Source organism: Lederbergia citrisecunda (genome assembly GCF_018343695.1).
Classification (GTDB): domain Bacteria; phylum Bacillota; class Bacilli; order Bacillales; family Bacillaceae_C; genus Lederbergia; species Lederbergia citrisecunda.
This window is the reverse complement of the sequence record NZ_JAGYPJ010000001.1, coordinates 3,836,835-3,860,450: the sequence shown is the minus strand read 5'-3', so window position 1 is coordinate 3,860,450 and position 23,616 is coordinate 3,836,835. Positions and strand designations below refer to the sequence as shown.

The following is a 23,616-nucleotide window of genomic DNA, read 5'->3' as shown; positions in this document are numbered from 1 at the left end:
GCCATTAAAGGATATCTCCCATAAAGTCCATGCTCCTTTCGTACATCTCCATGCTTTCATGGTATCGTAACCATCAATTTTAGTAAAGAGCTCTAAAAGTTACGATTTCAATAATTTTTAATCGGCTTTAACGTTCATTTATTTCTTGCCTTAGTTGCCTTTACGTTCACTTTAATAATATGATTGCGAAACAAATAATAAACTTAATATGTATACCATATGGAGGATAAAAGATTCAAGATGAGGCGGAGGCATTAGACATTCACTTCTGATTCTAGTTAGATCGCTTTTATTCTATTTTTTTAATAGTAAAAAGATCTTATAGATGCATGTGGTATAATCAGCCCAACAATAAACTACGAATAGAGAAGGATGAGGATAATATGAAAGATATTCGTACGAATAATATAGAACGTTTTTTAGGATATAGTCAGCTCTATGATCAAAATCGCCCTATTCCCCCAGATGATATCGTCAAAATTTTAACGAGATATTTTGGTCAGCGGCCTAAACGAGTTGTTGATGTCGGCTGTGGAACGGGATTGTCTTCCTTCATCTGGTTACAACAAGCAGACGAAATAATCGGGGTAGAACCAAATGATGATATGAGAGAAGCGGCGATTTCTCAATGGCGGGCGCAGCAGGAGCCAAAAAATCTTCGGTTTATGAAAGGTCTGTCTGATCATCTAGAATTAGAATCTGAATCAGTAGATATCCTTACTTGTTCACAATCCTTTCATTGGATGGATCCACAGCCTACCTTACGCGAGTTTGCTCGTGTCCTCTGCAACGGCGGGATCTTTGCAGCCTATGATTGTGACTGGCCCCCGACTTTTACGAAAGAAGTCGAAGAGAGTTATCAAAGCCTAATTTCACTTGCTGAATCACGTGTTGCCGAACTTGCACAAGCTGATCAATTAGCCTTTAAATGGAACAAAGAAAAACACCTTCAACAAATTCGAGATTCTGGTTTATTCCTGTTTTCGAAAGAAATTGTTTTTCACCATTGGGAACGTTGTGATGCTTTTCGATATGCCAATATCGCCTTAAGCCAAGGCGGGTTACAGACGGCATTAAAATTAGGGGCGAATGATCTGCAAGATGCAATCAATGAATTCCAAAGTCAAGTTCACCAAGCTTTTGCTGGTCAATCTCAAGATATTCTTTTTAGTTATCGCATGCGTCTTGGAATTAAATAATTTCACTTCTTAATGAAATTGAACATTTTTGATGGGGATATTAGAAAAATCATTAAACCATTGGGGAACAAACATGGCAACACTGAATCTACATGCTCCTCCATATGGTGGGTCAAACCAGTTACGGGTTCTTCATTAAAGATGTTGTGTCCGTAGTTATCGATATATTGACAAAAAAGAAGCATGCTAAAAATACAGCATGCTTCTAATATCGTTCTGTTTTTCATATTCTCAAACTATAACTTTTCCTTTTTACTATAAATTCCATAAGCAATAACTCCAAATAAATAGCCTATTCCAGCTCCAATACTAACTGTAAACACTTGAAAAATTGGTTTGAAAAACATGCCAAAAATTACACCGATAGCACACCCAAAAATCATTCCTAGTGGTATTAAACTATCTATTAAATCTTTAGTGCCTGTTGACTTTTTCATACCTAATGTTCCTTTCATTTTGGAAATATATTGGAGTACAACTTAATTCCTGTAATTATTCCTAACTCCAAGTTTCAAATGATGATAGGGTACAATTTAGCCTTGCTTAAAATCTATGCTGATTTATCAGAATAAAAAAACAATCATTACGAACATACTATCTTTAAGGATTGTTTTTATCAAGTTTACTTAGATTATGAAACTTTCTTTCAAAACTATACAAAATGTTGCTTTGAAAGAAAGTTTGATCATTTTCTGCCTGTGTTGCTTCACAATCTCGCCCGTTCATGCTCCTTAAAGACCAAACGAAAATTTAGCATTAATCAATATTTAAAATCCGAGTTGATGAATTAATTCATCTGTTTCTTTAGCATAAGAAACTTGCAGATTAACAATTTGGAAGAGTTGTTTGATATTTCTAGAAAGTTCCGTATCATTTGTTTTATATGCAAGCAGTTTAAAGATCTTAGGAATTTCCCAAAAACTTCTCGCTGCTATACTAATACAAAAAGCATAGCGTACCAATTGAATATTTCCCTTCCAACCTGCTTCCGCTAAACCTTCTATGTATGCTTGAAATAAAGCTTCCTCGTAATTCTTTGCTTTATCTAACGGGATATCACCTTGACTTAATGCAACACCAAACATTTTCGCTAAATCCTCACCTAAAGCAGAAATACTTAAAAACTGCCAATCGATAAATGCAACTTGATTTTCATCATCGTTATTTTTTGTTACAAAAATGTTTTGCTTACTTAAATCTTGATGAGACACTGTTTGAGGACATTTTTTCAGCCTCGCTAAATGATATTCTAGTTTATCATTTAATGCTTCATATGCTGCAAAAACATGATCAATTTGTGGTATATCTTTTATTTGCTCATAATAGATAGAAGGATGATCTGCGTATTGCTGACATCCTTTCACCCATGATGATAGCCAAGCCTTGCAAATCCATGGCACATCAGGCAGCTTTTTATTTCCCGCTGCATAGGCGCCTTGAAACTTCCCTAATTCCTTCGCGATAAAACAGAGATTCTCTTCTGTCCAGTGTGGTTCATGGTTACCACGCATTTCTTCTAAATAAAGCCAAATAGAATTGTCTTCTTTTTCTTCTACTGCGAAGCATCGCGGTGCTCGGATATTTTGTGGGCAATCGACTAAGAAATTGGATTGGAATACAAGTGCTTCTCGTTTCCAATAGTTATGATGCTGTGGAACATTCTTTTCATCATTTTCTGGATGAATGATTTTTAAAATGAGTGACCAAGCTTGTTCCTCGTGATTGACTACTGTTTTATTAAAAATTCTATATATCCCTTTTGTTATAAAGTTCTTTGAAATTGTCTTTATTGGCTCGATATGAAACCCTTGGAGCGATCCAACACGACTTTTTACCATTTTTGAAACACATTCTGCTACAATATTTTGATTGATTTTTTTGGTAATCGTATCTATCATCATATTCCATCCTTTAAAACTTCCATAATGATATCGCCAAACGTTCTTACATCCTTTATATAATCAAATCCTTCTGCTGAGCCAAAGCTATTAAAGGCACGTACCGCTACAACTTCATATTGAGGGATAACGAGCAAAGTGACATTTGTATAACCTAATAATTGATAGCTTCCTGCTGGTAGCTGTAAGCTTAATTCCATTCTATCGGAAGGAATTCCTTCATCTTTTTGCGCAAACCAGAAAAAACCGTTTTGCGGAAGAGCTAGTGGCAACGTTGTAGGTGATTGAATGGATGTAGCTATTTCAATTAGTTCTTCGTCAACTACTTGCTGACCATTCCACCTACCTTTTTGAAGATGCAATTGTCCCCATCTAATCAAATCACGAATTGATACATACATATTCATTTGACTACCATCCACATTTTCGCTTGTATACCAATGTGGATTTTGTTCTGCATTAATAACATCTACAAAGTTCTCTTTCACACTACTATACCAACCTGTTTCAACTAACTGCAGTGGTTCAAAAATAGTTTCTTGGAGAATCATTGCGACTGTTTTTCCGGTCGTTTTCTCGACCAAATCTGTTAATATCTCAATCGCCGCTCCACGATAAGCCCAACTCGTACCAGGTGCAAACTCTTGTTGGATTTGATGATCTTTTTTGGTTAAACCATGTGTATGCGTTAGTAAATGTCGAATGAGTACACCGTTATACACTGCATCATTTGCTAAAGGTAAATAGTGTGTGATTGGGTCATCGATTGATTGAATATAGCCATGATAAACTGCGTACGCAACTGCATAACCAATATAAGACTTTCTCACAGAAGCTATGTGAAATTGCGTGTCAGGTTGAATGTTGCGTGCATTAGGATGATTAGATTGCTTACCCCAATACTTTTCAACCACAACCTCACCTTTATGCATCAGCATTACGCCTGCACCTGTGCAATTTACTTGATTCGATGTTTCCATTACGTTGTGTATGACAGAATTAAAACTCACATAAGTACCTCGCATTTTTCTATTTATATGATTATTAATCTAGAATTTATAAGTATAGTTTATTATTCAAATATGTATTAAAAAAGAGGATATTAGCTCTTATATTGAACTAACTATCCTCTAATAATCATAGTACACTGAATTTTAAACAGTACGACTTTATTTTAAGGAGTATATTGATAAACTAATCAAACGTTTGATTAACAAAAAAGAACCGAGAAGGACGTACCATTGGTATGCTTCCCGATTCCTTTCGAGCCATTACTAATCATTGTGTCTCTCCCATTCTCTCTGCTGCTCAGGTACCGACTTTTTAGCAGGGAAACTGACAATAAGATAGGGAGACAATCAACAAATGTAACTTTGAAATAAAGTTTAATATAATTGAAGCTTTTAACCTTAATATTAAAGCAAATACGAAGAGCATATTTTGAAAAAGATTGATCAAAACATGCTCTTTTTAATGTGATCGATTAACTTCATTATAAAAAGTTAAATCATTCTTATATATATTTCTTATTAAACCACAACTTTAGTTTAAATGATATTAGAGTATTGTCATGTTTATTCATACATCATAACCCAATACTTTTCATTTGGATCGCCCTCTTCAACAACCTTTTTCCAACCATTACGTTCATAGAACTTCATCGCTTTCTGGTTCTTAGATACGCATTTTAATTTCAATGGACGATTCATTTTCTCTATAGAAGCATTAAGCAACCGTCCACCAACACCCTTACCCAAGAAGTCTGGGTGAACAAATAAATTATGGATAAAATTATCGGGTAAGTACAATGAAGCGAAACCAAGGATTTGATTGTTCGCCTCGGCTAATATGATATACTCTCCTACAGTGTGCTTATCAAAATCTTCCAAAATCATTTCTTCGGTATTTTCCCAAAAAAATGTTTTACGACGTGATTGTAAATATACATTTCTTAATTCTGGGTAGTCTAACTCATTTGCCACTCTAATTTTCATGAATTCACTCCACTAATTACTTCTTATTAAAATATTGCATCTGAATGTAAAATAATAAATGTTATCTAATACTATAATATCATTATCATAAGGGAATCCTAGAATCGGATTTTTTTATATACTATCGACCTTTATTCAAAATCCACACCAACCCAGAAATCACATCTGCACTAAACTACTTACAATTGCTACTGCACCGACTCCAACGCACATCCATCCAACTGTTTTCAAATTCCTTGTTGAAGATTTTTTCACAATAAAAGTAATTCCTAAAAAAATTAGTAGGATACCTAAAATAATACTAAACAGGTAAAGTTGAGGAGCAATATTGTCAAGAGCGTTGTCTATATATCTTTCAATTATTTGTTCCATATCTGTTAGACCTCCATACAGTTAACTTTTTTCATTACAATGCTTGTAACAATGATTCCACCTAGTATTGTTATTACCATAAAAACAAAAATTGGTGTATCGGATGTTAAAGTACCAGCTACAATATTGCATAATAAAGAACAAAGTAAAAATGCTGATATAATAGTTGTAGGAATAGATTTTCGTATAAATCCGATTCCCATTGCAATGATACTTAACCCAGTGGCTGAAACTGCCATAATTATGGTAGTCTTAATCGCTTTCGTTATAATTTCAAATGTAATACGTTCATTAACTAAAGGTGAGATAGTTTCACTCAAACCAAAAATAACAAAAATGAGGATATTACAAAGTATCATTGAGATGATTGTAAACAAAGAAACAACCAAAATTTTTGAAATAAAAATTTTCCCTCTATTTATTGGATAAGAAAAGAGAAGTATTACACGCTTTCCCATATATTCTTCAATGATAAATCGAGAATACACAACAGAGGATAATACGCAAAAGACAGTCATATTGATTACACCAAATAAAGAAATAATGTTATTGTATCCAACAAATAAGCCCAAATCTGCATCATTTGGGTCAAATTGTGGTACATAGGCAAATAAATAGATAAAACCCAACATGATAATTGCAATGACAAAAGTCGAAATGAGATACGTACGAATGTTATTTCGTTTAAGTTCAAGTTTCATTAAATCATACATTCTTCTTACCTCCACTCATTAGATCAAAAAAATAGTCTTCTAATCCATTTGGAAATTGATCTTTGATGGATGATAGGGAAACTTCCTCTATAATCTGGCCATCAACAATAACACCAATAGTGTCTGCAATATGCTCAATCTCACTTAAAATATGGCTAGAAATTAATATTGTCATATTATGATTTTTTACGAGATCAAGAAATAGTTCCCTCATATCTCGAATGCCCATTGGGTCTAATCCATTGATAGGTTCATCTAAAATCAATAGTTGGGGATTGTGAATGATTGCTCTTGCGATCCCAAGTCGTTGACGCATGCCAAGTGAAAATTTAGAAACAGGCTGCTTTCCCGTACCTTTAAGTCCCACCATTTCTAAAGTTTTTTCAATATTAGAATTTACTATATCCATATAAGAAAGATGAATTTCCAAATTTTCTTTTGCGGATAAATGTTCATAAAACATAGGGGTTTCAATAATACTACCTATGTTTTTTAAGATTTCATTTTTATTTCTAAAACTATCAATCCCTAAGATTTCTATATTCCCAGCAACAGGTATAAGCAATCCTATTAACAGTTTAAAAACAGTTGTTTTTCCTGCTCCGTTAGCTCCTAAGAACCCGTAGATTGTTCCCTTGCGAACCGTCATATCACATCTTTTAATAACTTCTTTACCGTCAAATGTCTTAACTAAGCCAATTGTTTTTACAGCAAGTTCATTCCTCACAATTGTATTCCTCCAAATTATTAAATTTCAATACATACATATATATGTATGTATTTTTCCAAAAAATAAACTGCCTTATGACAGTCTATTTAAAATGCAGATTTTTTTGTGAAAAGTTTCCAGAACTGCTAGTATTTGCTTATCGAAGATTGGTAAACCAATACCATTAAACAATTCCTGCAAGTGTTTTACCTTTTGCATATATTCTTCTGTATCTACCGAAAAAATAATCGGACTCAACCAAATATTTGTTAGTAGCATAAGAGTTTCTGCAGCCTGCTTTGGGTAGTGGATGGAAAGTGAACCGTCCATCACACCTTCTTCAATAAACGATTGTATATCAGGAGCTCCTGTGTTGATGCAGTCCATTAATTGGTGGGCAATAATTTTAGGACTTTTTAAAATAGATGGAATAGACTCGAGTGCATCTAACTGTCCTTGATTAGTAAAAGACAGCAAAAAAGCATTTTTTAGTTTTTCTAAACCACTTAAACCCGTCATTTTCTTTGCTTGTTCAAAAGGATCGTTTTCTAAAGACAATCGATAAAGAACGGCGTCGATAATATCTTCTTTAGATTTGAAATGATGATAGAACGCACCTCTAGTCAAATCCCCTAATTCATCGACAATATTTTGAATTGTTGTCTGTTCCCACCCATTTTCAAGGAAAAGTTTAGTTGCAGTATCTAATATACGTTGTTTTGTTATTTCTGGATATTTATTACGTGGCAAAACTTCACCTCTTTACATACATTTATATGTATGTATAAATAATATGCTGTAATTATTTGTATGTCAATAGAAAGTAATTTTGTAGTTAATACATTAACCTATGAGAGATAACTGAGCCCCTCAACAGTATGAGATACTTTAAAACTCTTCATTCACATTCTGTCCTTTATTAACTGTTAATAAAAATCCGTTGTCAAAGGGGTGAAACGGTGTAAGGTTAGTAAATTCAACACTGCTTAATTTGTTCGTATTACATCCTGAAAGAAAATTGAATTAAACCTATTGTTATATCTGTTTTCAATGTACTCACTCTTTCTTCAAACTTTTTAACCTCAATAACTTTCCATAAATATACTACTTTAACATCCAATTAAAACATCTTCTTATTGAACTAATCTGCCCTTTAGCTCAATAAGGAATCCTTATTGGATTAAAGCACCCGTTACTTCAATAAGAAACTTTCGATTGATACAAATAAAATAAATATAAATACAACTATACTTAGCCAGCCGTAGCCTTTTTGTCCCTTTTGAAATTCTCTCAATCCCATTACCAACATCGTTAAACCTAAAAACAACATCATATATGTTTGAAACTTAAAATCCTCAGTAATCAATCCATACCCTGCAAGTGAAATAACTGTTATAGATAAAATAATTTGCAAAAACTTTAACAATTAAAAACCCCCCTTTAACCAAGTTACCATATATTCCTAATTGATTGTTAAACTATCCTGCTTCGTTAGTTCAACAAGTAAAATCTATTTATGATTTTGCACAGCTTCATATTTAGCGAAATAAGGAAAGCTAAGGTAGGCAGCAATAATGAAAATTGTTGTCGATAAATAATAATAAAAATTAGTTAGGTAAAAAATGAATGCCACTATTAAAATCAAAAGTCCAACTAAAAATCTGGTCATCTTAGTAACTTTATGCTTAGTTCCACATTTCCTACATACAAGTGGTTTATAACGATTAGACTTTTGCACTTCTTTCCATGTAAATTGAACCCCACAAGTTACACACTTTTGTATGTTCATAAAAACCCCCTCTTTACAGAGAATCTTAGCATGAACTCTAACCTTATTCTTCAAGGAAAATATCCCAAAACTTATTATACTATCATGCCCGTTAGTAAAAATTAAGTATTATTTTAAGCCAGTGAATTTAATGTGTTCTTGTTCAATAAGTTTAATAAATTTTTCTTTTTCCTGTTCGTTTCTAATAAGTAATTCAACATTATTAGACTTAATAAGATAACGTTTCACTTTTCTGTTATGCCAAATGACATAACTATATCTATAGTCCTGATACAATGTGGAAAACCATTTTTCGTTCCTTAATTTATCAATATTTTTTTCGAGTTTAGATTTAGGAGTAATAAAAAATAGAGCATTCGCTAATAAGTCAATAATGAAGCCAATAATCGACTCAATAATAATATCAAACACCTCACCCTATTTTTTCTTAATATCTTTAGCATAAACGTATTTCTTATTCCAGATATTGGCCGGATTGTTGAATACAATTTAAAAACCTCTCTTGAACTAAACTGCCCGTTAGTTTAAGAACGCAATGGAACTAAGTTGGTACCCAAAATGGTCGTTTTTGCCCTCTTTTTTCCCCTCTGTATTGTATAGAATATTCTGCCAATGTTATTAAGTTCGTACCTATTATGGAGGAAAGAGTCAGGTGAAAAGACGGGAAAATGATTGAAAACTACACGAAAAAGAACTGAAACCCTACGGGTTTATACAGTGAGGAAAACAACAGAATAGAAAGAAGAGAATGGAGAAAAGATGGCTGGAACCCTTATTGGCCAAGGAATTGGGGCCATATTGGGCAAAAGAAAAAAGACTGAATCACTATTGGACCCAGCTTGAATTTTTATTGGGTTTGTATTTAAACAAACGTTTGATTGACAGTTGAATCATCATTATATAATGGCCTTGTAGCTGCCTGTTTTCCCCTGATTCCCTTCCGTCAGAAACCAACTATGTTACAGTGGATTCCGACTATAAAGCAGAGGGAAGAGGATAGTAACAGGGAGGCATTATAGAAAAAAGAATTGAGATGAGATAAGAGAAAGCGATTTATTCTATTATTTGTTCATAATTTCATTAATGTACAATTAGGAAGGGTATTTTGACTACTGTGAAACCTTATGGCTGACACCACTACCCAGCATTATTTCCTTCATTCCACTAAGTCCACGGCTACCAATAATAATAATAAGTTCCTGTTCATGCTCTTTTGCATATTCTAAAATTTGATGAGTAGGATCTCCTTTAAGATGGACTGTTTCTATGGATATTACCCCAACGGATATTAGTTTGGATTTGGCCTTTTCCAGTTTTTCAATACTTTCCTTTTCCAATTCATTCAATATTTCTCTTAGATATTCTTCTGGGACATATGTTAAACCCGCAATTACATTTCTCTACTAACATTCACTAATGTTACATGGGATTTCTTATTATTATAAACACTTAACATTGCCTCCAGGATTTTACTATTCATCTCGGATTCATCTATAGCGATAAGAATCTTATTAAACATAATGATCCATCTTTTCAATTAGATTATTATTTGGCAGATCCTATATACCGATCTCTAGCTGCACCTAAACCGAATATAAAGAGCAATATCGACGCACCAACCAAAATTAGAAGTGGAATAGTCCAGCTATTAGTTGCATCATGCAGATATCCGAAAAGCGTTGGACCAATAGCAGCAAGTAGGTACCCAACCGATTGAGCCATACCGGATAGTTCTGCAGCCTGCCCAGCATTCTCTGTACGTAGGCCAAAAAACATCATGGATAGACCAAATGCAAAACCTCCGCCAATTCCCAATATGATGATCCACAAGACAATTAAATTCGAACTTCCATAAACTAATCCTAGAGTTCCAGTTAAAAGCAAAATGGCCGTAATCGTAACTAATGAACGTTGACTAGACATACGCCCTGCGATAACCGGAACGATAAAAGTAAATGGAAGCAATGCTAACTGCATAATGGAAAGTAACCATCCAGATTGATCCGAACTTATTCCCTGTTGTTTTAAAATTTCAGGTAGCCATGCGATTAGCACATAGAACACCATGGATTGTAATCCCATAAACAAGGTGACTTGCCAAGCTAGTGCTGAACGCCATAAATTCACCTTACTGTCAGTCGTTTGACTATGAACGGCAGTTGTTTCTCTATTGCGACGTTTCGTTTGAGGCAACCAAAATAAAATAGATACAAAACAAAGAATACCCCAAATTCCCAGTGCACCTTGCCATCCGAATCCTAACCCAACTGCAATTGGAACACTAATACCAGAAGCGATTGCTCCCAATAAGTTCATAGATATAGAATACACACCCGTCATTAAACCAATTCGTTTAGGAAACTCCCTTTTAATAAGACTAGGCAATAATACATTAGAGACAGAAATGGCTAATCCAAGAACAGTAGTACCAATATATAAAGTAGCCACTCCTGACAAGGAACGTAAAATAATCCCTAAAGTAAGAAAGATGATGGAAATTAGAATAACTACTTCTACACCAAATTTCCGTCCTAATTTAGGCACAATAGGTGAAAAAAGTGCAAAAGCTAATAAGGGTAACGTGGTGATCATACCAGCCATTGTATTTGAAATATGAATATCGTCCCTGATAAGACCTACTAAAGGTCCCACTGAAGTTAACGGGGCACGTAAATTAGATGCAATAAATATAATACCTACAATCATCATCCAAACTGCTGATTTGCGAACAGCTGGATTTGATTTAATATGTTGATTACTCATGATTTTCCCCCTAGTTTTTTTATCAAGTGTCTATTGAATAGTATTTGCTTTTTACTAATTCATTATATACTGATGTTTTTTGGCACTTGAACAGAATGATATATAATATAATATACTTTTTTATGAATAATATATACTATAATATAGAATACTGGATATGTCCATTATTTTTAATTCCAATAAAAGAATAAACCCCCTATCATTTTGTTGATAGAGGGCAGTAGTATAAGCTGTGGGAAAGGTTATTAAATACCATATTTCAATAAAATATGGAGAACAACAACATTGTCAGTGTTATTTGTATATGAATGTGTTCCATTCGCAGCAAAACTAATGGAGTCATATTCATTTAGGGTGTATGACTCATTATTAACATTAATTGTAATTGTTCCTGACATTACTGTAGCAAGTTCCGTAGTATTGTGGTGATGTTTTTCTGGATAATATGAGCTATTTGGTTGTAAATATGCACGATATATTTCCATCTCATTATTTGCATTTTGAAAAATCGGCTCAATTATCCAATTTCCCCCATCGCCAGCAATTCTTAACCCACTCCCGGCTCGAGACACATTCACACTGTTTTCGGTTGAAAATAAAGCCATGAGTGGGATAGATAGACTTTTTGAAACCTTCCACAACATTCCGATTGTCGGATTTGTCTCTCCACGTTCTATATTTCCAAGTGTCAGCTTGCTCACGCCCGATATTTCCGATAAATCTTCAAGACTCAACCGCTTTTCTTTACGCAGTTTTTTAAGTGCTGCTCCAAGCTGAAGAACAACTTGTTTTGGATCATCTGTTTCTATATTCATTTTAATCCTCCATATGTAATCTCAAGGAAAAATACAAAGCAAATGTATTATTAACACTCTATATATTATATTTTACAAAGTAACAATAAACAAACTAAATTATATATTATAGTTTATAACTATACGTATTTAGTGTAATAAAATATACATACTCTCATAATAATATTGGGTTACACCAGAAATTTTACGGCTTTATACATTGAGTAAAACAACTGGATATTTGAAAGAAAAACATTGAGAAAAAAGAGGATTGAATCCTTATTGGACAAGGGATTGGAAAGATATTGAACAAAACAAAAAGACTGGACCACTATTGGATCCAGCCTTGAATTTTGATTGATTTCTGATTGAAAAAACCGATTGATTATATAATAATCTGCTCGCTGCTCTTCCCTGATTCCTTTGCCGTTTGGATACCAAGAAATTAGCATTGGGGAAGAACTATATAGCATGAGAACCAACTATAAAGCAGAGAGATATCAAATCTAATATATATTTTATCCCTACTCCACCGTCACACTTTTCGCAAGATTCCTAGGTTTATCGACATCGCAACCACGATGCAAGGATGCGTAGTAGGCGATGAGTTGGAGTGGGATGACAGAGATAAGAGGTGTTAGTAATTCATTTACGGCTGGTAGGACGAAACGATCTTCGTCTGTTTCGAGTCCTGCCATTGAGATGATGCATGGGTTCGCACCGCGGGCGACGACCTCTTTTACGTTGCCACGGATGCTCCAGTTGACGTTTTCTTGTGTTGCCAATGCAATGACAGGTGCGCCGTCCTCAATTAAAGCGATCGTTCCGTGTTTGAGTTCGCCACCAGCAAAACCTTCTGCTTGGATATAGGAAATTTCCTTTAGCTTTAGGGCACCTTCTAGGCAAACGAAGTAGTCAAGGGAACGCCCAATGAAGAAGCAGTTGCGTGTAAATGGCAAGAATTCACTTGCAATATGTTCAAATTCTTCTTTTGAATCGCAGAGGGCTTCCATGGCATTTGCGATGATTCCGAGTTCATGGATTAGGTCAAATCCCGGTTTCAACCCACGGGATGTAGCTGTTACATTTGCAAGGATGGCTAATACGGCAATTTGTGCAGTATAAGCTTTTGTCGAGGCTACAGCAATTTCTGGTCCCGCATGAAGAAGCATCGTGAAGTCTGCTTCACGTGATAACGTTGATCCAGGAACATTGGTAATGGTTAAAGCTTTATAGCCCATTTCTTTTACTTGAACTAAAACCGCTCGACTGTCCGCTGTTTCTCCACTTTGAGAAATAAAAATGAACAGCGGCTTTTCAGATAGAAGTGGCATATTGTAGCTAAATTCACTTGCGACATGAACTTCAACTGGAATTTTCGCCATCTTCTCAATGAATTGTTTTCCGACAAGTCCTGCATGGTAGCTCGTTCCGCAAGCAACAATATAGATGCGGTCACAATCCTTAACAGCTTCTAATATGTCATTTACGATTTCCAGTTCCCCATTTTCATTCTGGTATGCCTGAATGATTTTTCTCATCACTAGAGGCTGTTCATCTATTTCTTTCAACATATAGTGAGGATATGTCCCTTTTTCGATATCACTCGCATCAATTTCCGCTTTATATGGATCGCGATAAACTACTTCTCCAGCAAGGTTTTTAATCGTCACATGATCTTTTTTCAAAATCACCATTTCTCGATCCATCAATTCAATGTACGTATCTGTTACTTGAATCATGGCCATGGCGTCACTCGCGACTACATTGAAGCTATCTCCGACACCGACGAGTAACGGGCTCTTATTTTTCGCAACGAAAATCGTATCCATATTTTCCGAATCGATAATAGCAATCGCATAGGATCCTTCTAATAACGTCAAAGTTTTACGAATCGCTTCTTCTGCGTTCATTCCTTCGTCCGCAAACTTATCGATGAGTTGGACAATCACTTCAGAATCAGTGTCACTTTGAAACAAAACACCTTGTAAGTATTCTTGCTGCAACAATGTATAGTTTTCAATGACTCCGTTATGAACTAAAGTAAAACGACCTGAAGTACTTTGATGGGGATGAGCATTAGAACGACTTGGTACTCCATGTGTCGCCCAGCGGGTATGCCCGATTCCAGCCTGTGCAAATAATTCTCCGTCCACGGCACTTCTTAAATCGGCAATCCGTCCTTTTTCTTTAAAAATATGGACGCCACTTTCATTGCTCAATGCAATACCCGCAGAATCATACCCTCTATATTCAAGCTTTTCCAAGCCTTTTAATAAAATTTCTTTCGAATCAAGATTTCCAATATAACCTGTAATGCCGCACATAAGTTTTTCCTCCTACATAAGGAGGCAAGCCTGCACGGGGGCATACTTGCCCCCTTATCTCTGTTTTATTTTTCTGTATGTGCACATTCTCTTTCTTTTGTCCACCGAGTCGCCTCAGTGATTTGAGAAAGAAATTTCGACTGTGTGTCACAGTCGGGAGGCATCCGCCGAACGTTCGATAAACCTCCACCTCGTCAACTAATCTTACATACGGAATGATAAACATAAAGCTTGTGAATGTTTTCTGCCCTATAACCGCGTCGATTAGTTCTGGCGCTTTATAATCCTATCTAACGATGCTCCTTTCTATGTATGACTAAAAAAACGAAACAGGAATATCATACTATAAATATTTTTTCCTGGTCAATGATAATGTATGAAAATATGAAGTTAGTTGGGAGTAAATTTTTCCAAATCAAAGGAGCAGACAGCTGGAATGTCTGCTTATAATTATTTCCTTTTTACATGATTAATCACGAACTTACTGGCTGGAATGCTTGGCATACTGACCAAACTAAAACTTACATCTTGCTCGGGAACTCGATACTCCATTTTGTTTATTAATTGATCAACAACTGCTTTCATCACTTCAACAGTAATCCACTCACCAGCACAGCGATGTCCTGTAAGATAGTCGCCGCCCCCTTGGGGAATGAAGGAAAATGGGCCGCCTTTCCATTTAGAAAAACGTTCTGGATTAAACAATCCTGGGTTGTCCCATAAAGTTGGGTCATGATTTGTTCCATACAAATCAAGCAGCGTTAGCGTATCGACATCAAACTTATATCCTTTCCATATAAAATCTTTTTTTACCTTTGCTGCTATAAAAGGAAAGAAAGGGTAAAAACGGCGTACTTCTTGGACGAACATTTCGGTATATTTTTCATCACTTGATTGAATCTTTGCTTTTTTATCTGGATATTGGTGAATGGCAAGTGCAGTGAAATTAATGAAAATGGAAATGGCTATGATTGGTCTAATAATATTCACGACTTCCACTGCTACAACTTCGGTATCTAACAGATTGCCTGCTAAATCACGGTGCCAAGAAAATGCATGTAACGCTGTATTTTCTAATGGCTTTAAATTGTGATTGCGAACTTCTTCTATCAGTTCCCCGATCCACTTTTCAACGTTATTACGGGCTGCTCTTCCTAGCCAATGGTTTGGCCCAATGGCAGCGACCGATTCAAATAGCGATCCAAACTCTTTTGTCCGCTCCTTTATATCATTCTCTTGAATGGGTACACCAGCCCACTGGCATGCAGCCCTACACAATATTTCCTGGACTTCTTTATATAATATAACTTGGTCCATTCCTTCCCATTTAGATACTTCGGACTCCCACTCTTTTCTAATTAAATGAATTAATTCCTCGATTCTTTCCCGAGACATAAGCGACATGAACATTTCCTTTCTACGCTTATGTTCTGGCCCGTCTAGGGTTTGAACACCTTTCGCCCCAAACAATGTTTGCAATGCTCGATTGGGTGCCGCACCTTGTCTCATAAATTTTTCTTCATCGTAAAAAAGTTCTGCCGCTTCCGTACCACCCATACAAATGGCCTTTTTTCCAAGCAAGCGAGTTTCAAAAATATCAGAATTAAAACTATGCCGTCTGTTCGGGATATACAAATATCCTTCTCTCGCAAGGCTCAGCGTATGATCCAAACCTTCTTCACGTGGCATTGGATTAACATTCGACATTTGTTCCATCTCCATTTACAAGATAATAACTTATTCTTTGTAAAGTCTTCCCTAATTACTCCCTAGAAAACGTTTTTGGATTGAACTCTTTCTTTTACTTGGCTAATACACTAAAATAGTCTCAATTAGAGAGGAGAGATTACGATGATTCGTTATCCAAAACCGTTAAAAGCTGGAGGTACAATAGGCATCACCGCTCCCTCTTCTGGTGTACCCGAAGCACTACACCCTATATTAGCCGGTGGCATTGAACAATTTAAAAAACGCGGCTTTAAAGTCGAGGTTGGAAAAACTCCATGGACTAACGAAAAGACAGCTTCAGCAGAAGCAAGCATTCGTGCAGCGGAATTGAACTATATGCTGCAAGACTCAAATATTGAGACGATTATTCCACCATGGGGTGGAGAAATTCTGATGGAAATTCTCCCACTTATTCAATGGGACCAGATTCAGCCAAAGTGGATATTAGGATACTCTGATACTAGTACTCTATTATTTGCGATTACGGTCATAACAGGAATTGCAACAGCCCACGGGACAAACTTAGTTGATCTAAGAAGCAATGAATGGGACGAAACAACGAAGAAGTTTATGGATGTGCTCACGGGAACCGAAGGCGATACGATTATTCAATCTTCTTCTGAAAAATATCAATCTGAATGGAATCATGATAAACAACCAAATCCTTATGTATATGAGTTGGATACACCAACAAGTTGGAAAACACTGAATGGGAAACCCCTTAATGTGGATGGTAGGCTTCTTGGAGGATGTATCGATACACTGCAAAATTTGGTTGGAACACCATATGCAAATATAAAATCTTTTCGGGAAAAATATGTGAAGAATGAAAAGATCCTTTGGTATTTAGAAAACTGTGAAATGAGCGCAACCGATTTTTATCGTTCATTGTTGCAACTTCACTATGCTGGGTGGTTCGAACAATCTAGTGGAATCATTTTTGGGCGGACTTCTGCTGGAGAAGAAGTTAATGGTTTTTCTACTTTTGATGCGATGGAACGACTCTCTCAAATGACTGGATTGCCGATTATATATGATGCGGACATTGGCCATGTCCCACCGCAAATTACTCTCGTCAATGGAGCTAAAGCGGAGGTCAAAGTCGAAAATGGGCTAGCATCTGTTAAAATGGAATTAAAATAGCTAAAGGAGAAACTGATGACAGACTATAAAGCGTTATTTTTAGACATAGATGGCACTATTTTAAAACTAGACCACACATATGAGGAATCAACTAAAAATGCGATTTTACAAGCCCAATCAAAGGGGATTCAAGTTTTTCTAGCAACCGGAAGGCCGCTCCATGAAATTTCTGATCTTGCGGAGGAGCTGAATGTCGATTCCTTCATCGGCTATAATGGAGCACTTGCTAAATATCACGGTGAAACAATTGTAGATGAACCTATGAGCTGTGATATTGTGTTAGGTTTTATAGAAATTGCTAAAAAGCATGGACACGAAATCGTCCTATATACGAGCGAAAAAAACTATTTTACTTCAATGGATTCGCCACATGTGGACCTTTTCATTGAAAAATTCCAAACAAAATATAATGAATTGTTCACAACAGATGTCGCTGATCAAATATTAGGTGCGACGTTAATCAATTTAAAACCGGAGGAAGTTGAATTATACGAAATTGATTCTAGCTACCATTTTTCACAAGTAAATGTCGATGGTTTGAGACATTGCTATGACGTCATCCGAGATACGGTCAATAAAGGAGAAGCTGTAAAAAAAGTGCTGCAAATCATGGAGATACAAAAAGAAGCGGCCATTGCTTTTGGCGATGGAATGAATGATATGGAAATGTTATCAGCTGTTGGGGAAGGCTTTGCCATGGGCAACGCTAATCCTAATTTGTTCGCGTATGGAAACCGGAAAACAACTGCCGTCACGGATTCAGGTGTTTATAATGGTTTAAAAACAATTAGGGTTGTCGATTAATGTGAAATCGACAACCTTTGTTATTTCCATATTTCGTTTAAGTTTTTAGCGTAAAATTCAATTGCTTTTCTATAGGATTGAATAGATTCATCAGAGCTCGTCTGTGTGAGGGTTAGCAATATCATTTCCATTGCCTTTTCATACTCTTTTACATTGTATAGTGTTATTGCTTGAAAAACTCTTAAAGCAAGATAATCTGGATACCGAGTTATGCCCTCTTCTAGTACTTTCCTTGCTTTTTCATATTCTCCTAGTGTTCTATATGTACTGCCTAATCCTACGTATGCACCTTTTGCATCTGAATCATTTAACCCTAATTTTAGAGCTGATTCATAATAGGGAACAGCCTCAGCTTCCTTGCCTAATACATCGAAACTCCAAGCACAATGATATTGGACCTCGGCATCATTTGGGAACTTTCCAGCAAGACCAACAAGAAGTTCATTCGCTTCTACATGTTTCCCACTATTTCGAAGTTCAATCGCTTCTTCCAGCTGTTTCATTTGTTCTCGCCTCCACTCCCAGGTGCTACAAGCTCTACTTTTATCCTATCTGGATCTTCAAAATACACCGCGAAATGTTGAGGCCCGCCTGCGAATGGATGTTTATCTTTATATAGGATCTTTACCTTCATCTCTTCTAACTTGGCGGTCATTTCGTCCACATGTTCACGGGAACGAGCGTGGAATGCGAGATGGTTAAGTCCTACACGGCAACGATGATACGGAATATCTAAAAACCGCTCTTCCGTCTGTACGAAAACAATATACGTTTCTCCGTGCTTCCAGCTTTGGCCTTTTTCCCACTTTTGGTAGACACTATACCCCAACTCTTCAAGGAGCCAACCCCAAAATTCTATGGAATTTTTCAAATTTGAAACATATAACTCAATATGATGGATCATAATCTTATCACCTGTTTTTTCTTAATGAGGAATATTATACTAGATATATATTATTTCGAAAGGTGTATCACATATGAAGACCTTAATTCAAGCATTACTAGCCTCCTTAGTGCTTCACTTATTATACTTTGGTGGGTCAATTCTATATGGCTATATTCTTACTAAAAATTATACACCTAATATAGAAAACGCGGTCGGATTGGATTCTGAAGTTGCATTTGGGTACGCTGCAGACCCTCTCTTTTTCGTTTTTACCTTTATAGGAGTTTTCTTCATCTGTGGGATTCTAATTTTCTTTTTCAAAAAATCTAAAGGAGGCAAAAATGGAGATCACTCAACTATCCAATAGATTTAAAACCTTTGCAGAACGTGAGTGTAAAGGTTCATACCCGTTATATGAATTCTTGTCATTAAAAATCTCCGAAGACCAAGGCTTGCTTGAGCTAAGCTTTCATGCAAAGGAAGGCCAACCGATTCCTAATTTATTTTTAGGAGCTGTCCATTACCTTTTACAATCGGGTCTCAAGCATCCGTTGAAAGAATATTACCCTAGTTTGGTGGAACAACCGCTGAATCTAGAAGGCGTTTTTCCTCATTTTAAGGATTTCTGCCTAGCTTTTAAAAGTGAAATTATTGAGCTACTGCAATCGAAGCGAGTTCAGACAAATGAAGTACGACGCAGCGCGTATTTGTATCCTAGCTTTTGCTATATGTATGAAAAAGTGAAAACGCCATTGTCCTTAATAGAAATTGGAACGAGTGCTGGACTTCAGTTGTTATGGGATCAGTATAGCTATTCCTATGGCAACGGGATTGTATATGGAAATAAGCAATCTAAAATGCAAATCACTTCGGAAATTAGGAGTGGAAAAATTCCAGCTTACCTGGAAAATATTCCACCTGTCGCGTCTAGAGTCGGATTAGATCTTCATGTTTGTGATATTATGAATCCAGAAAATGAGCTTTGGCTTAAGTCTCTCATTTGGCCTGAACATTGTGAAAGAGTATTACTTTTTGAAAAAGCAGCCCAAGTTTTTATCGAAAATCCAGTGGAATTAATTGAAGGAGATGGGGTTTCGTTATTACCTGAGATTGCTAAGCAGATTCCTGAAGATAGTGCCATTTGCATCTTCCATACTCATGTGGCGAATCAAATGCCTGAACAATTAAAGCATCAACTCATCAATATTGTTAAAAAACTAGGCACCCAAAGGGATGTATTTCATCTCTACAACAATATATGGGACCGCAAACTACATCTTGATTCCTACGTGAACGGCTGTGAAGAACAACATATTATCGGGGATACAGATGGGCATGGAAGATGGTTTGAGTGGGGACTGCACTAAGATTATTTTTAAGCTAATCCAATGAAGAAGAAGGAATTGACATTGTTAGACAACTTGAATAAACGGCTTCAAAAATGGCTGCCGATTTTGACACCTCTGAGCTTAGTACTCGGTGTATTGTTTCAAAATATTGGCGTTCATCTATTATTTTTAGTTTCAGGGTTATTTGCGTTTATGACGTTTTCCAGTAGTTTAAGTATGAACCTTAAAGATGTTAAAAGCTTTTCAAAACATCCAGTCATTATTTTGTGCAGCATCGCTTTTTTACATATTATCATGCCGATTTGGGCGTATTTTTTATCAACCATCATTTTTGACGATCATTTACTGACGATTGGTTTTGTTATTTCGGTAGCTGTACCAACAGGCGTTACTAGTGTAATTTGGGTAAATATTTGTCGAGGCAATCTTCCTCTATGTTTATCGATTATTTTGATTGATACATTGCTATCCCCACTCATGATGCCTGCTTTACTGCATCTTATTGTTGGGGAAACTATTGCTATTGATACATCCTCACTCATATTGGATTTACTATGGATGATTGTATTACCGACTGTAGTAGGTGTACTGTTAAACGAACTAACGAAAGGAAATATACAAGCGTCCCTTGGTACAAAGCTTGCTCCATTCTCTAAGCTATGTTTGTTTGGCGTTGTCATGATTAACAGTAGCACTATTGCCCCATATTTGAAACAAATTACTTGGGAATTAGTTGGTGTCATTCTTCTCGTCCTTTTCATCGCTGCGTCCGGTTATGCCATGGCTCTAATCATTGGACATTTACTTTGGAAAGACACACAGGTTGTCACAACTTTTGTATTTATCGGAGGAATGCGAAACATCGCTATCGGAGTCATTGTAGCCACAACTTATTTCCCTGCGAAAGTAGCGATGCCAGTTGTATTCGGTATGCTATTTCAACAAGTTTTAGCATCATTGTATAGTAAAGTCGTTGAAAAATATAAAATGAAATATGAAATAATATCTGTCTAACTAAAAAGTGGCAAATCTAGTAGAATATTTTCTACCAGATTTACCACTTAGTTATTTACAACCTCTTATATAAAAACTCCCGATATTTTACGTACCCCTGCTTTTGATAAAATCTCTCCGCTACCTGATTTTTAGCCCAATAATCAAGTTCAACCAATTCAATCTCGTGCTCCCTAGCAATTTCATAGATCTTATCCATTAATATTGAACCCAGTCCTCGATTAGGTTTTAAAACATTCAGTTGATGAACATAGACCGATTTATATCCTTTTTTAAAGACATTTTCCTCGTATTCTTTAATTTCAATCCATGCATACCCTAGAGTCTCATTCTCATTTTTTAAAAGTAAAAATAACTGATTGTCCTTTTGGATGATGCCCTCTAAGAAGCTCCTAACCTTATCAAAATCATATTCATTGAAATAATTAGGATACAACTCGACATGTAGTTCATGAACGGATTTATTAAGGATGGCTATTAGCCCGTAATCCTTTGTAATGCTTACTTCCATTTTCTCATCTTCTTTCGTTCATGCTTTAACACTATGATAATACCTAAAATGACCATAAGCTAGATTGAAGTTTGCAGACTTTTCTGCCACACTATAGTTAATATAATGATAATGTAGGTGAAACCATGCCCTTAGCAAAAGTGTTCCTAAGTGTTGTGTTCTTTTTTCTATATTTTAAAATACTCCAGTTTGCTGTTAACACGATTGGGATTGAAGTTGAATCTTCCTTCAATTTAATCTTTATATTTATAATAGTCCCTTTGTTAATTGCCCTTTCCGTTATCAGTAGTCAAAAATTCATAGGATTTATTCGTGAGAGGTGATTTATATTGAAACACGCCCTCGTCGTTGGCGGCACCGGAATGTTGGCCGATGTCTCCTTATTTCTTGCTAACGATTATCGTGTTTCTGTTATTGGTCGGAACAAAGCGCGGATGGATGAACTTATTAAGCGGGCGGACCGTCCAGCAGCGATTACGCCTGCTTTGGTCAATTATCGAGATGAAGATTTGTTTAAGGCTCAAATTAAGAAATTAATAGAAATGAACGGTCCTTTCGATATGGTAGTTGCTTGGATTCATTCTGGTGCGGGCCATGCAATTCCAATCATCGCTGAAGAAAACAATCTATTTGAGCAGCCTTGGAAACTTTTTCACATTTTGGGAAGCAGCACGAATTTACAAGAAGTCATTAATGGTGTAAAAGTTCCTGATTCCTGCCTTTACAGACAGATTCAGCTTGGATTTATCATTGAACATAACCGCTCTCGCTGGCTAACGCATCAGGAAATATCGGCTGGAGTCATAAAAGCCATCACACAAGACCAACCTCTCCATATCATTGGAACGGTAGAACCTTGGGATATGAGACCTTAAAAAGCAAAAGTGCCATAAGAAGTCTGGCACTTTTGTTAGTTTTTTAATCTTGGGTCAACGCTTTATTTAATTCCTCGATTTTTAATCGTTTTTCTTCAAATTCCTTGGATTTGGTGTAATTCGTGAATTCCTGCAATATATTAATCCATCTATCTTTATTTCCCTGATCACTATTTATTATATTTAAAAGATCCTCCATTGTTTCTTTTATTATAGTAATTCCCTCTAAATCATTTGAATTTAAATCAATATATTGTTCTGAATCATTTTGATTTTTTTCTTGTCGCTTATGTAATGAATCCAAAAATTCAGTGTAAGAATTTAATATATCTCGCAAAGGTGAAGCGTCAATAGAATAGGCTGAACTACGAAAACGAGATAAATCTAGTAAGGTACTAGATATTTCCCTCAAGTCTCTTTCATAATAATCTTTTACAATTCCCTTTTCTCCTATATATATTTTATTATTTGAAATGGATCTATTCATCGTTTTTAACAGGGAAGTAAAATCTCCTTGTAGTACAGTTCTGTTCGTTAAGTATAGTTCATTTTTCAATTCTCTCGTACTTTTCATAAGTTTTAAATTATAAAACAAAGAAATGATTAGTAGTACGACAACGATTTTGATTGATATCCCTTTAATATTCTTCATTTTCCATCCCCCTTAAACAGACTTAACTCAATGAATATTCCCCAATTTTTACACTATATAAATTTTAACATTTAATCCCAAGTTTACAATTTCTTT

General features: G+C 35.8%; 27 protein-coding genes. 7 read left to right on the top strand and 20 right to left on the bottom strand.

Annotation, left to right across the window (positions count from 1 at the left end; translation table 11 throughout):
• Positions 1 to 383: 383 nt before the first annotated feature.
• A complete protein-coding gene (locus KHA93_RS18945) occupies positions 384 to 1,199 on the top strand; it encodes a class I SAM-dependent methyltransferase (RefSeq protein ID WP_213112130.1) in 816 nt (271 codons plus the stop codon).
• A gap of 236 nt (positions 1,200 to 1,435) precedes the next feature.
• On the opposite strand, the gene KHA93_RS18940 is transcribed toward KHA93_RS18945, so the two are convergent.
• The 16 genes from KHA93_RS18940 to cypC form a co-directional block, all read right to left on the bottom strand.
• The gene (locus tag KHA93_RS18940) at positions 1,436 to 1,654 is read right to left on the bottom strand and encodes a hypothetical protein (RefSeq protein WP_432806326.1); all 219 of its coding nucleotides are present in this window, start codon (positions 1,652 to 1,654) and stop codon (positions 1,436 to 1,438) included.
• A 312-nt stretch (positions 1,655 to 1,966) separates the two neighbouring features.
• Positions 1,967 to 3,100, bottom strand: coding sequence for a phosphotransferase (locus KHA93_RS18935; RefSeq protein WP_213112129.1), 1,134 nt, complete (start codon positions 3,098 to 3,100; stop codon positions 1,967 to 1,969).
• Complete coding sequence (locus tag KHA93_RS18930; protein WP_349772314.1) at positions 3,097 to 4,107, bottom strand: serine hydrolase domain-containing protein; 1,011 nt, start codon at positions 4,105 to 4,107, stop codon at positions 3,097 to 3,099. Before KHA93_RS18930 ends, KHA93_RS18935 begins: the two co-directional genes overlap by 4 nt.
• Positions 4,108 to 4,671: 564 nt before the next feature.
• Entirely contained in the window at positions 4,672 to 5,091 is a 420-nt protein-coding gene (locus KHA93_RS18925; RefSeq protein WP_213112127.1) for a GNAT family N-acetyltransferase, read from the bottom strand.
• Positions 5,092 to 5,250: 159 nt separating this feature from the next.
• Complete coding sequence (locus KHA93_RS18920; RefSeq protein ID WP_213112126.1) at positions 5,251 to 5,463, bottom strand: hypothetical protein; 213 nt, start codon at positions 5,461 to 5,463, stop codon at positions 5,251 to 5,253.
• A 5-nt stretch (positions 5,464 to 5,468) separates the two neighbouring features.
• On the bottom strand, positions 5,469 to 6,176 hold the full coding sequence (locus KHA93_RS18915; RefSeq protein WP_213112125.1) for an ABC transporter permease: 708 nt from the start codon (positions 6,174 to 6,176) through the stop codon (positions 5,469 to 5,471).
• A complete protein-coding gene (locus KHA93_RS18910) occupies positions 6,169 to 6,903 on the bottom strand; it encodes an ABC transporter ATP-binding protein (protein ID WP_349772313.1) in 735 nt (244 codons plus the stop codon). Before KHA93_RS18910 ends, KHA93_RS18915 begins: the two co-directional genes overlap by 8 nt.
• A 75-nt stretch (positions 6,904 to 6,978) precedes the next feature.
• Positions 6,979 to 7,635, bottom strand: coding sequence for a TetR/AcrR family transcriptional regulator (locus KHA93_RS18905; protein WP_213112124.1), 657 nt, complete (start codon positions 7,633 to 7,635; stop codon positions 6,979 to 6,981).
• Between the two features lie 442 nt (positions 7,636 to 8,077).
• Entirely contained in the window at positions 8,078 to 8,311 is a 234-nt protein-coding gene (locus KHA93_RS18900) for a YczI family protein (RefSeq protein WP_213112123.1), read from the bottom strand.
• 84 nt (positions 8,312 to 8,395) lie between these two features.
• Complete coding sequence (locus tag KHA93_RS18895; RefSeq protein ID WP_213112122.1) at positions 8,396 to 8,674, bottom strand: TIGR04104 family putative zinc finger protein; 279 nt, start codon at positions 8,672 to 8,674, stop codon at positions 8,396 to 8,398.
• Between the two features lie 108 nt (positions 8,675 to 8,782).
• The gene (locus KHA93_RS18890) at positions 8,783 to 9,085 is read right to left on the bottom strand and encodes a hypothetical protein (protein WP_213112121.1); all 303 of its coding nucleotides are present in this window, start codon (positions 9,083 to 9,085) and stop codon (positions 8,783 to 8,785) included.
• 698 nt (positions 9,086 to 9,783) lie between these two features.
• Positions 9,784 to 10,020 carry a universal stress protein gene (locus KHA93_RS18885; protein WP_213112120.1) on the bottom strand — a complete coding sequence of 79 codons (237 nt, stop codon included), beginning with the start codon at positions 10,018 to 10,020 and terminating at the stop codon, positions 9,784 to 9,786.
• Between the two features lie 199 nt (positions 10,021 to 10,219).
• Positions 10,220 to 11,437: a CynX/NimT family MFS transporter gene (locus tag KHA93_RS18880; RefSeq protein ID WP_213112119.1), complete on the bottom strand. Its 1,218-nt coding sequence runs from the start codon at positions 11,435 to 11,437 to the stop codon at positions 10,220 to 10,222.
• Between the two features lie 245 nt (positions 11,438 to 11,682).
• The gene (locus KHA93_RS18875; protein WP_213112118.1) at positions 11,683 to 12,252 is read right to left on the bottom strand and encodes a helix-turn-helix domain-containing protein; all 570 of its coding nucleotides are present in this window, start codon (positions 12,250 to 12,252) and stop codon (positions 11,683 to 11,685) included.
• 503 nt (positions 12,253 to 12,755) lie between these two features.
• Positions 12,756 to 14,558, bottom strand: coding sequence for a glutamine--fructose-6-phosphate transaminase (isomerizing) (glmS, locus tag KHA93_RS18870; RefSeq protein ID WP_213112117.1), 1,803 nt, complete (start codon positions 14,556 to 14,558; stop codon positions 12,756 to 12,758).
• A gap of 450 nt (positions 14,559 to 15,008) precedes the next feature.
• Positions 15,009 to 16,265, bottom strand: a complete 1,257-nt coding sequence (gene cypC / locus KHA93_RS18865; RefSeq protein ID WP_213112116.1) for a CYP152 family fatty-acid peroxygenase CypC — start codon at positions 16,263 to 16,265, stop codon at positions 15,009 to 15,011.
• Between the two features lie 144 nt (positions 16,266 to 16,409).
• Here cypC and KHA93_RS18860 point away from each other — a divergent pair, with 144 nt between their 5' ends.
• Both KHA93_RS18860 and KHA93_RS18855 read left to right on the top strand, forming a co-directional pair.
• Positions 16,410 to 17,429 (top strand): S66 family peptidase, encoded by a 1,020-nt coding sequence (locus tag KHA93_RS18860; RefSeq protein ID WP_213112115.1) that lies wholly within the window; start codon positions 16,410 to 16,412, stop codon positions 17,427 to 17,429.
• A gap of 15 nt (positions 17,430 to 17,444) precedes the next feature.
• A complete protein-coding gene (locus tag KHA93_RS18855) occupies positions 17,445 to 18,233 on the top strand; it encodes an HAD family hydrolase (protein WP_213112114.1) in 789 nt (262 codons plus the stop codon).
• A gap of 20 nt (positions 18,234 to 18,253) precedes the next feature.
• On the opposite strand, the gene KHA93_RS18850 is transcribed toward KHA93_RS18855, so the two are convergent.
• A complete protein-coding gene (locus KHA93_RS18850) occupies positions 18,254 to 18,736 on the bottom strand; it encodes a tetratricopeptide repeat protein (RefSeq protein WP_213112113.1) in 483 nt (160 codons plus the stop codon).
• Complete coding sequence (locus KHA93_RS18845) at positions 18,733 to 19,137, bottom strand: VOC family protein (protein ID WP_213112112.1); 405 nt, start codon at positions 19,135 to 19,137, stop codon at positions 18,733 to 18,735. The genes KHA93_RS18850 and KHA93_RS18845 overlap by 4 nt, the downstream gene beginning before the upstream one ends.
• Before the next feature lie 73 nt (positions 19,138 to 19,210).
• On the opposite strand from KHA93_RS18845, the gene KHA93_RS18840 reads away from it, so the two are divergent.
• From KHA93_RS18840 to KHA93_RS18830, 3 genes are read left to right on the top strand one after another with little or no spacing between them, the layout of a single operon-like run.
• On the top strand, positions 19,211 to 19,486 hold the full coding sequence (locus tag KHA93_RS18840; RefSeq protein WP_213112111.1) for a hypothetical protein: 276 nt from the start codon (positions 19,211 to 19,213) through the stop codon (positions 19,484 to 19,486).
• Positions 19,461 to 20,486, top strand: coding sequence for a DUF2332 domain-containing protein (locus KHA93_RS18835; RefSeq protein ID WP_213112110.1), 1,026 nt, complete (start codon positions 19,461 to 19,463; stop codon positions 20,484 to 20,486). Before KHA93_RS18840 ends, KHA93_RS18835 begins: the two co-directional genes overlap by 26 nt.
• A gap of 21 nt (positions 20,487 to 20,507) precedes the next feature.
• On the top strand, positions 20,508 to 21,482 hold the full coding sequence (locus tag KHA93_RS18830; protein ID WP_233711225.1) for a bile acid:sodium symporter family protein: 975 nt from the start codon (positions 20,508 to 20,510) through the stop codon (positions 21,480 to 21,482).
• A gap of 55 nt (positions 21,483 to 21,537) precedes the next feature.
• Here KHA93_RS18830 and KHA93_RS18825 read toward each other — a convergent pair whose 3' ends face one another.
• Positions 21,538 to 21,993 carry a GNAT family N-acetyltransferase gene (locus KHA93_RS18825; RefSeq protein ID WP_213112109.1) on the bottom strand — a complete coding sequence of 152 codons (456 nt, stop codon included), beginning with the start codon at positions 21,991 to 21,993 and terminating at the stop codon, positions 21,538 to 21,540.
• A gap of 329 nt (positions 21,994 to 22,322) precedes the next feature.
• On the opposite strand from KHA93_RS18825, the gene KHA93_RS18820 reads away from it, so the two are divergent.
• Entirely contained in the window at positions 22,323 to 22,868 is a 546-nt protein-coding gene (locus KHA93_RS18820) for a short-chain dehydrogenase (protein ID WP_213112108.1), read from the top strand.
• Positions 22,869 to 22,911: 43 nt separating this feature from the next.
• Here the strand turns inward: KHA93_RS18820 and KHA93_RS18815 are convergent, their stop codons facing one another.
• The gene (locus KHA93_RS18815) at positions 22,912 to 23,520 is read right to left on the bottom strand and encodes a hypothetical protein (protein WP_213112107.1); all 609 of its coding nucleotides are present in this window, start codon (positions 23,518 to 23,520) and stop codon (positions 22,912 to 22,914) included.
• Between the last annotated feature and the right edge of the window lie 96 nt (positions 23,521 to 23,616).

Coding starts and splice junctions, on each gene's coding strand:
- KHA93_RS18875 (WP_213112118.1), bottom strand. CDS start 12,252: ATGAATATAGAAACAGATGATCCAAAACAAGTTGTTCTTCAGCTTGGA.
- KHA93_RS18860 (WP_213112115.1), top strand. CDS start 16,410: ATGATTCGTTATCCAAAACCGTTAAAAGCTGGAGGTACAATAGGCATC.
- KHA93_RS18855 (WP_213112114.1), top strand. CDS start 17,445: ATGACAGACTATAAAGCGTTATTTTTAGACATAGATGGCACTATTTTA.
- KHA93_RS18835 (WP_213112110.1), top strand. CDS start 19,461: ATGGAGATCACTCAACTATCCAATAGATTTAAAACCTTTGCAGAACGT.
- KHA93_RS18920 (WP_213112126.1), bottom strand. CDS start 5,463: ATGGAACAAATAATTGAAAGATATATAGACAACGCTCTTGACAATATT.
- KHA93_RS18880 (WP_213112119.1), bottom strand. CDS start 11,437: ATGAGTAATCAACATATTAAATCAAATCCAGCTGTTCGCAAATCAGCA.
- KHA93_RS18830 (WP_233711225.1), top strand. CDS start 20,508: ATGAAGAAGAAGGAATTGACATTGTTAGACAACTTGAATAAACGGCTT.
- KHA93_RS18840 (WP_213112111.1), top strand. CDS start 19,211: ATGAAGACCTTAATTCAAGCATTACTAGCCTCCTTAGTGCTTCACTTA.
- glmS (WP_213112117.1), bottom strand. CDS start 14,558: ATGTGCGGCATTACAGGTTATATTGGAAATCTTGATTCGAAAGAAATT.
- KHA93_RS18940 (WP_432806326.1), bottom strand. CDS start 1,654: ATGAAAGGAACATTAGGTATGAAAAAGTCAACAGGCACTAAAGATTTA.
- KHA93_RS18925 (WP_213112127.1), bottom strand. CDS start 5,091: ATGAAAATTAGAGTGGCAAATGAGTTAGACTACCCAGAATTAAGAAAT.
- KHA93_RS18825 (WP_213112109.1), bottom strand. CDS start 21,993: ATGGAAGTAAGCATTACAAAGGATTACGGGCTAATAGCCATCCTTAAT.
- KHA93_RS18915 (WP_213112125.1), bottom strand. CDS start 6,176: ATGTATGATTTAATGAAACTTGAACTTAAACGAAATAACATTCGTACG.
- KHA93_RS18845 (WP_213112112.1), bottom strand. CDS start 19,137: ATGATCCATCATATTGAGTTATATGTTTCAAATTTGAAAAATTCCATA.
- KHA93_RS18850 (WP_213112113.1), bottom strand. CDS start 18,736: ATGAAACAGCTGGAAGAAGCGATTGAACTTCGAAATAGTGGGAAACAT.
- KHA93_RS18945 (WP_213112130.1), top strand. CDS start 384: ATGAAAGATATTCGTACGAATAATATAGAACGTTTTTTAGGATATAGT.
- KHA93_RS18935 (WP_213112129.1), bottom strand. CDS start 3,100: ATGATGATAGATACGATTACCAAAAAAATCAATCAAAATATTGTAGCA.
- KHA93_RS18895 (WP_213112122.1), bottom strand. CDS start 8,674: ATGAACATACAAAAGTGTGTAACTTGTGGGGTTCAATTTACATGGAAA.
- KHA93_RS18815 (WP_213112107.1), bottom strand. CDS start 23,520: ATGAAGAATATTAAAGGGATATCAATCAAAATCGTTGTCGTACTACTA.
- cypC (WP_213112116.1), bottom strand. CDS start 16,265: ATGTCGAATGTTAATCCAATGCCACGTGAAGAAGGTTTGGATCATACG.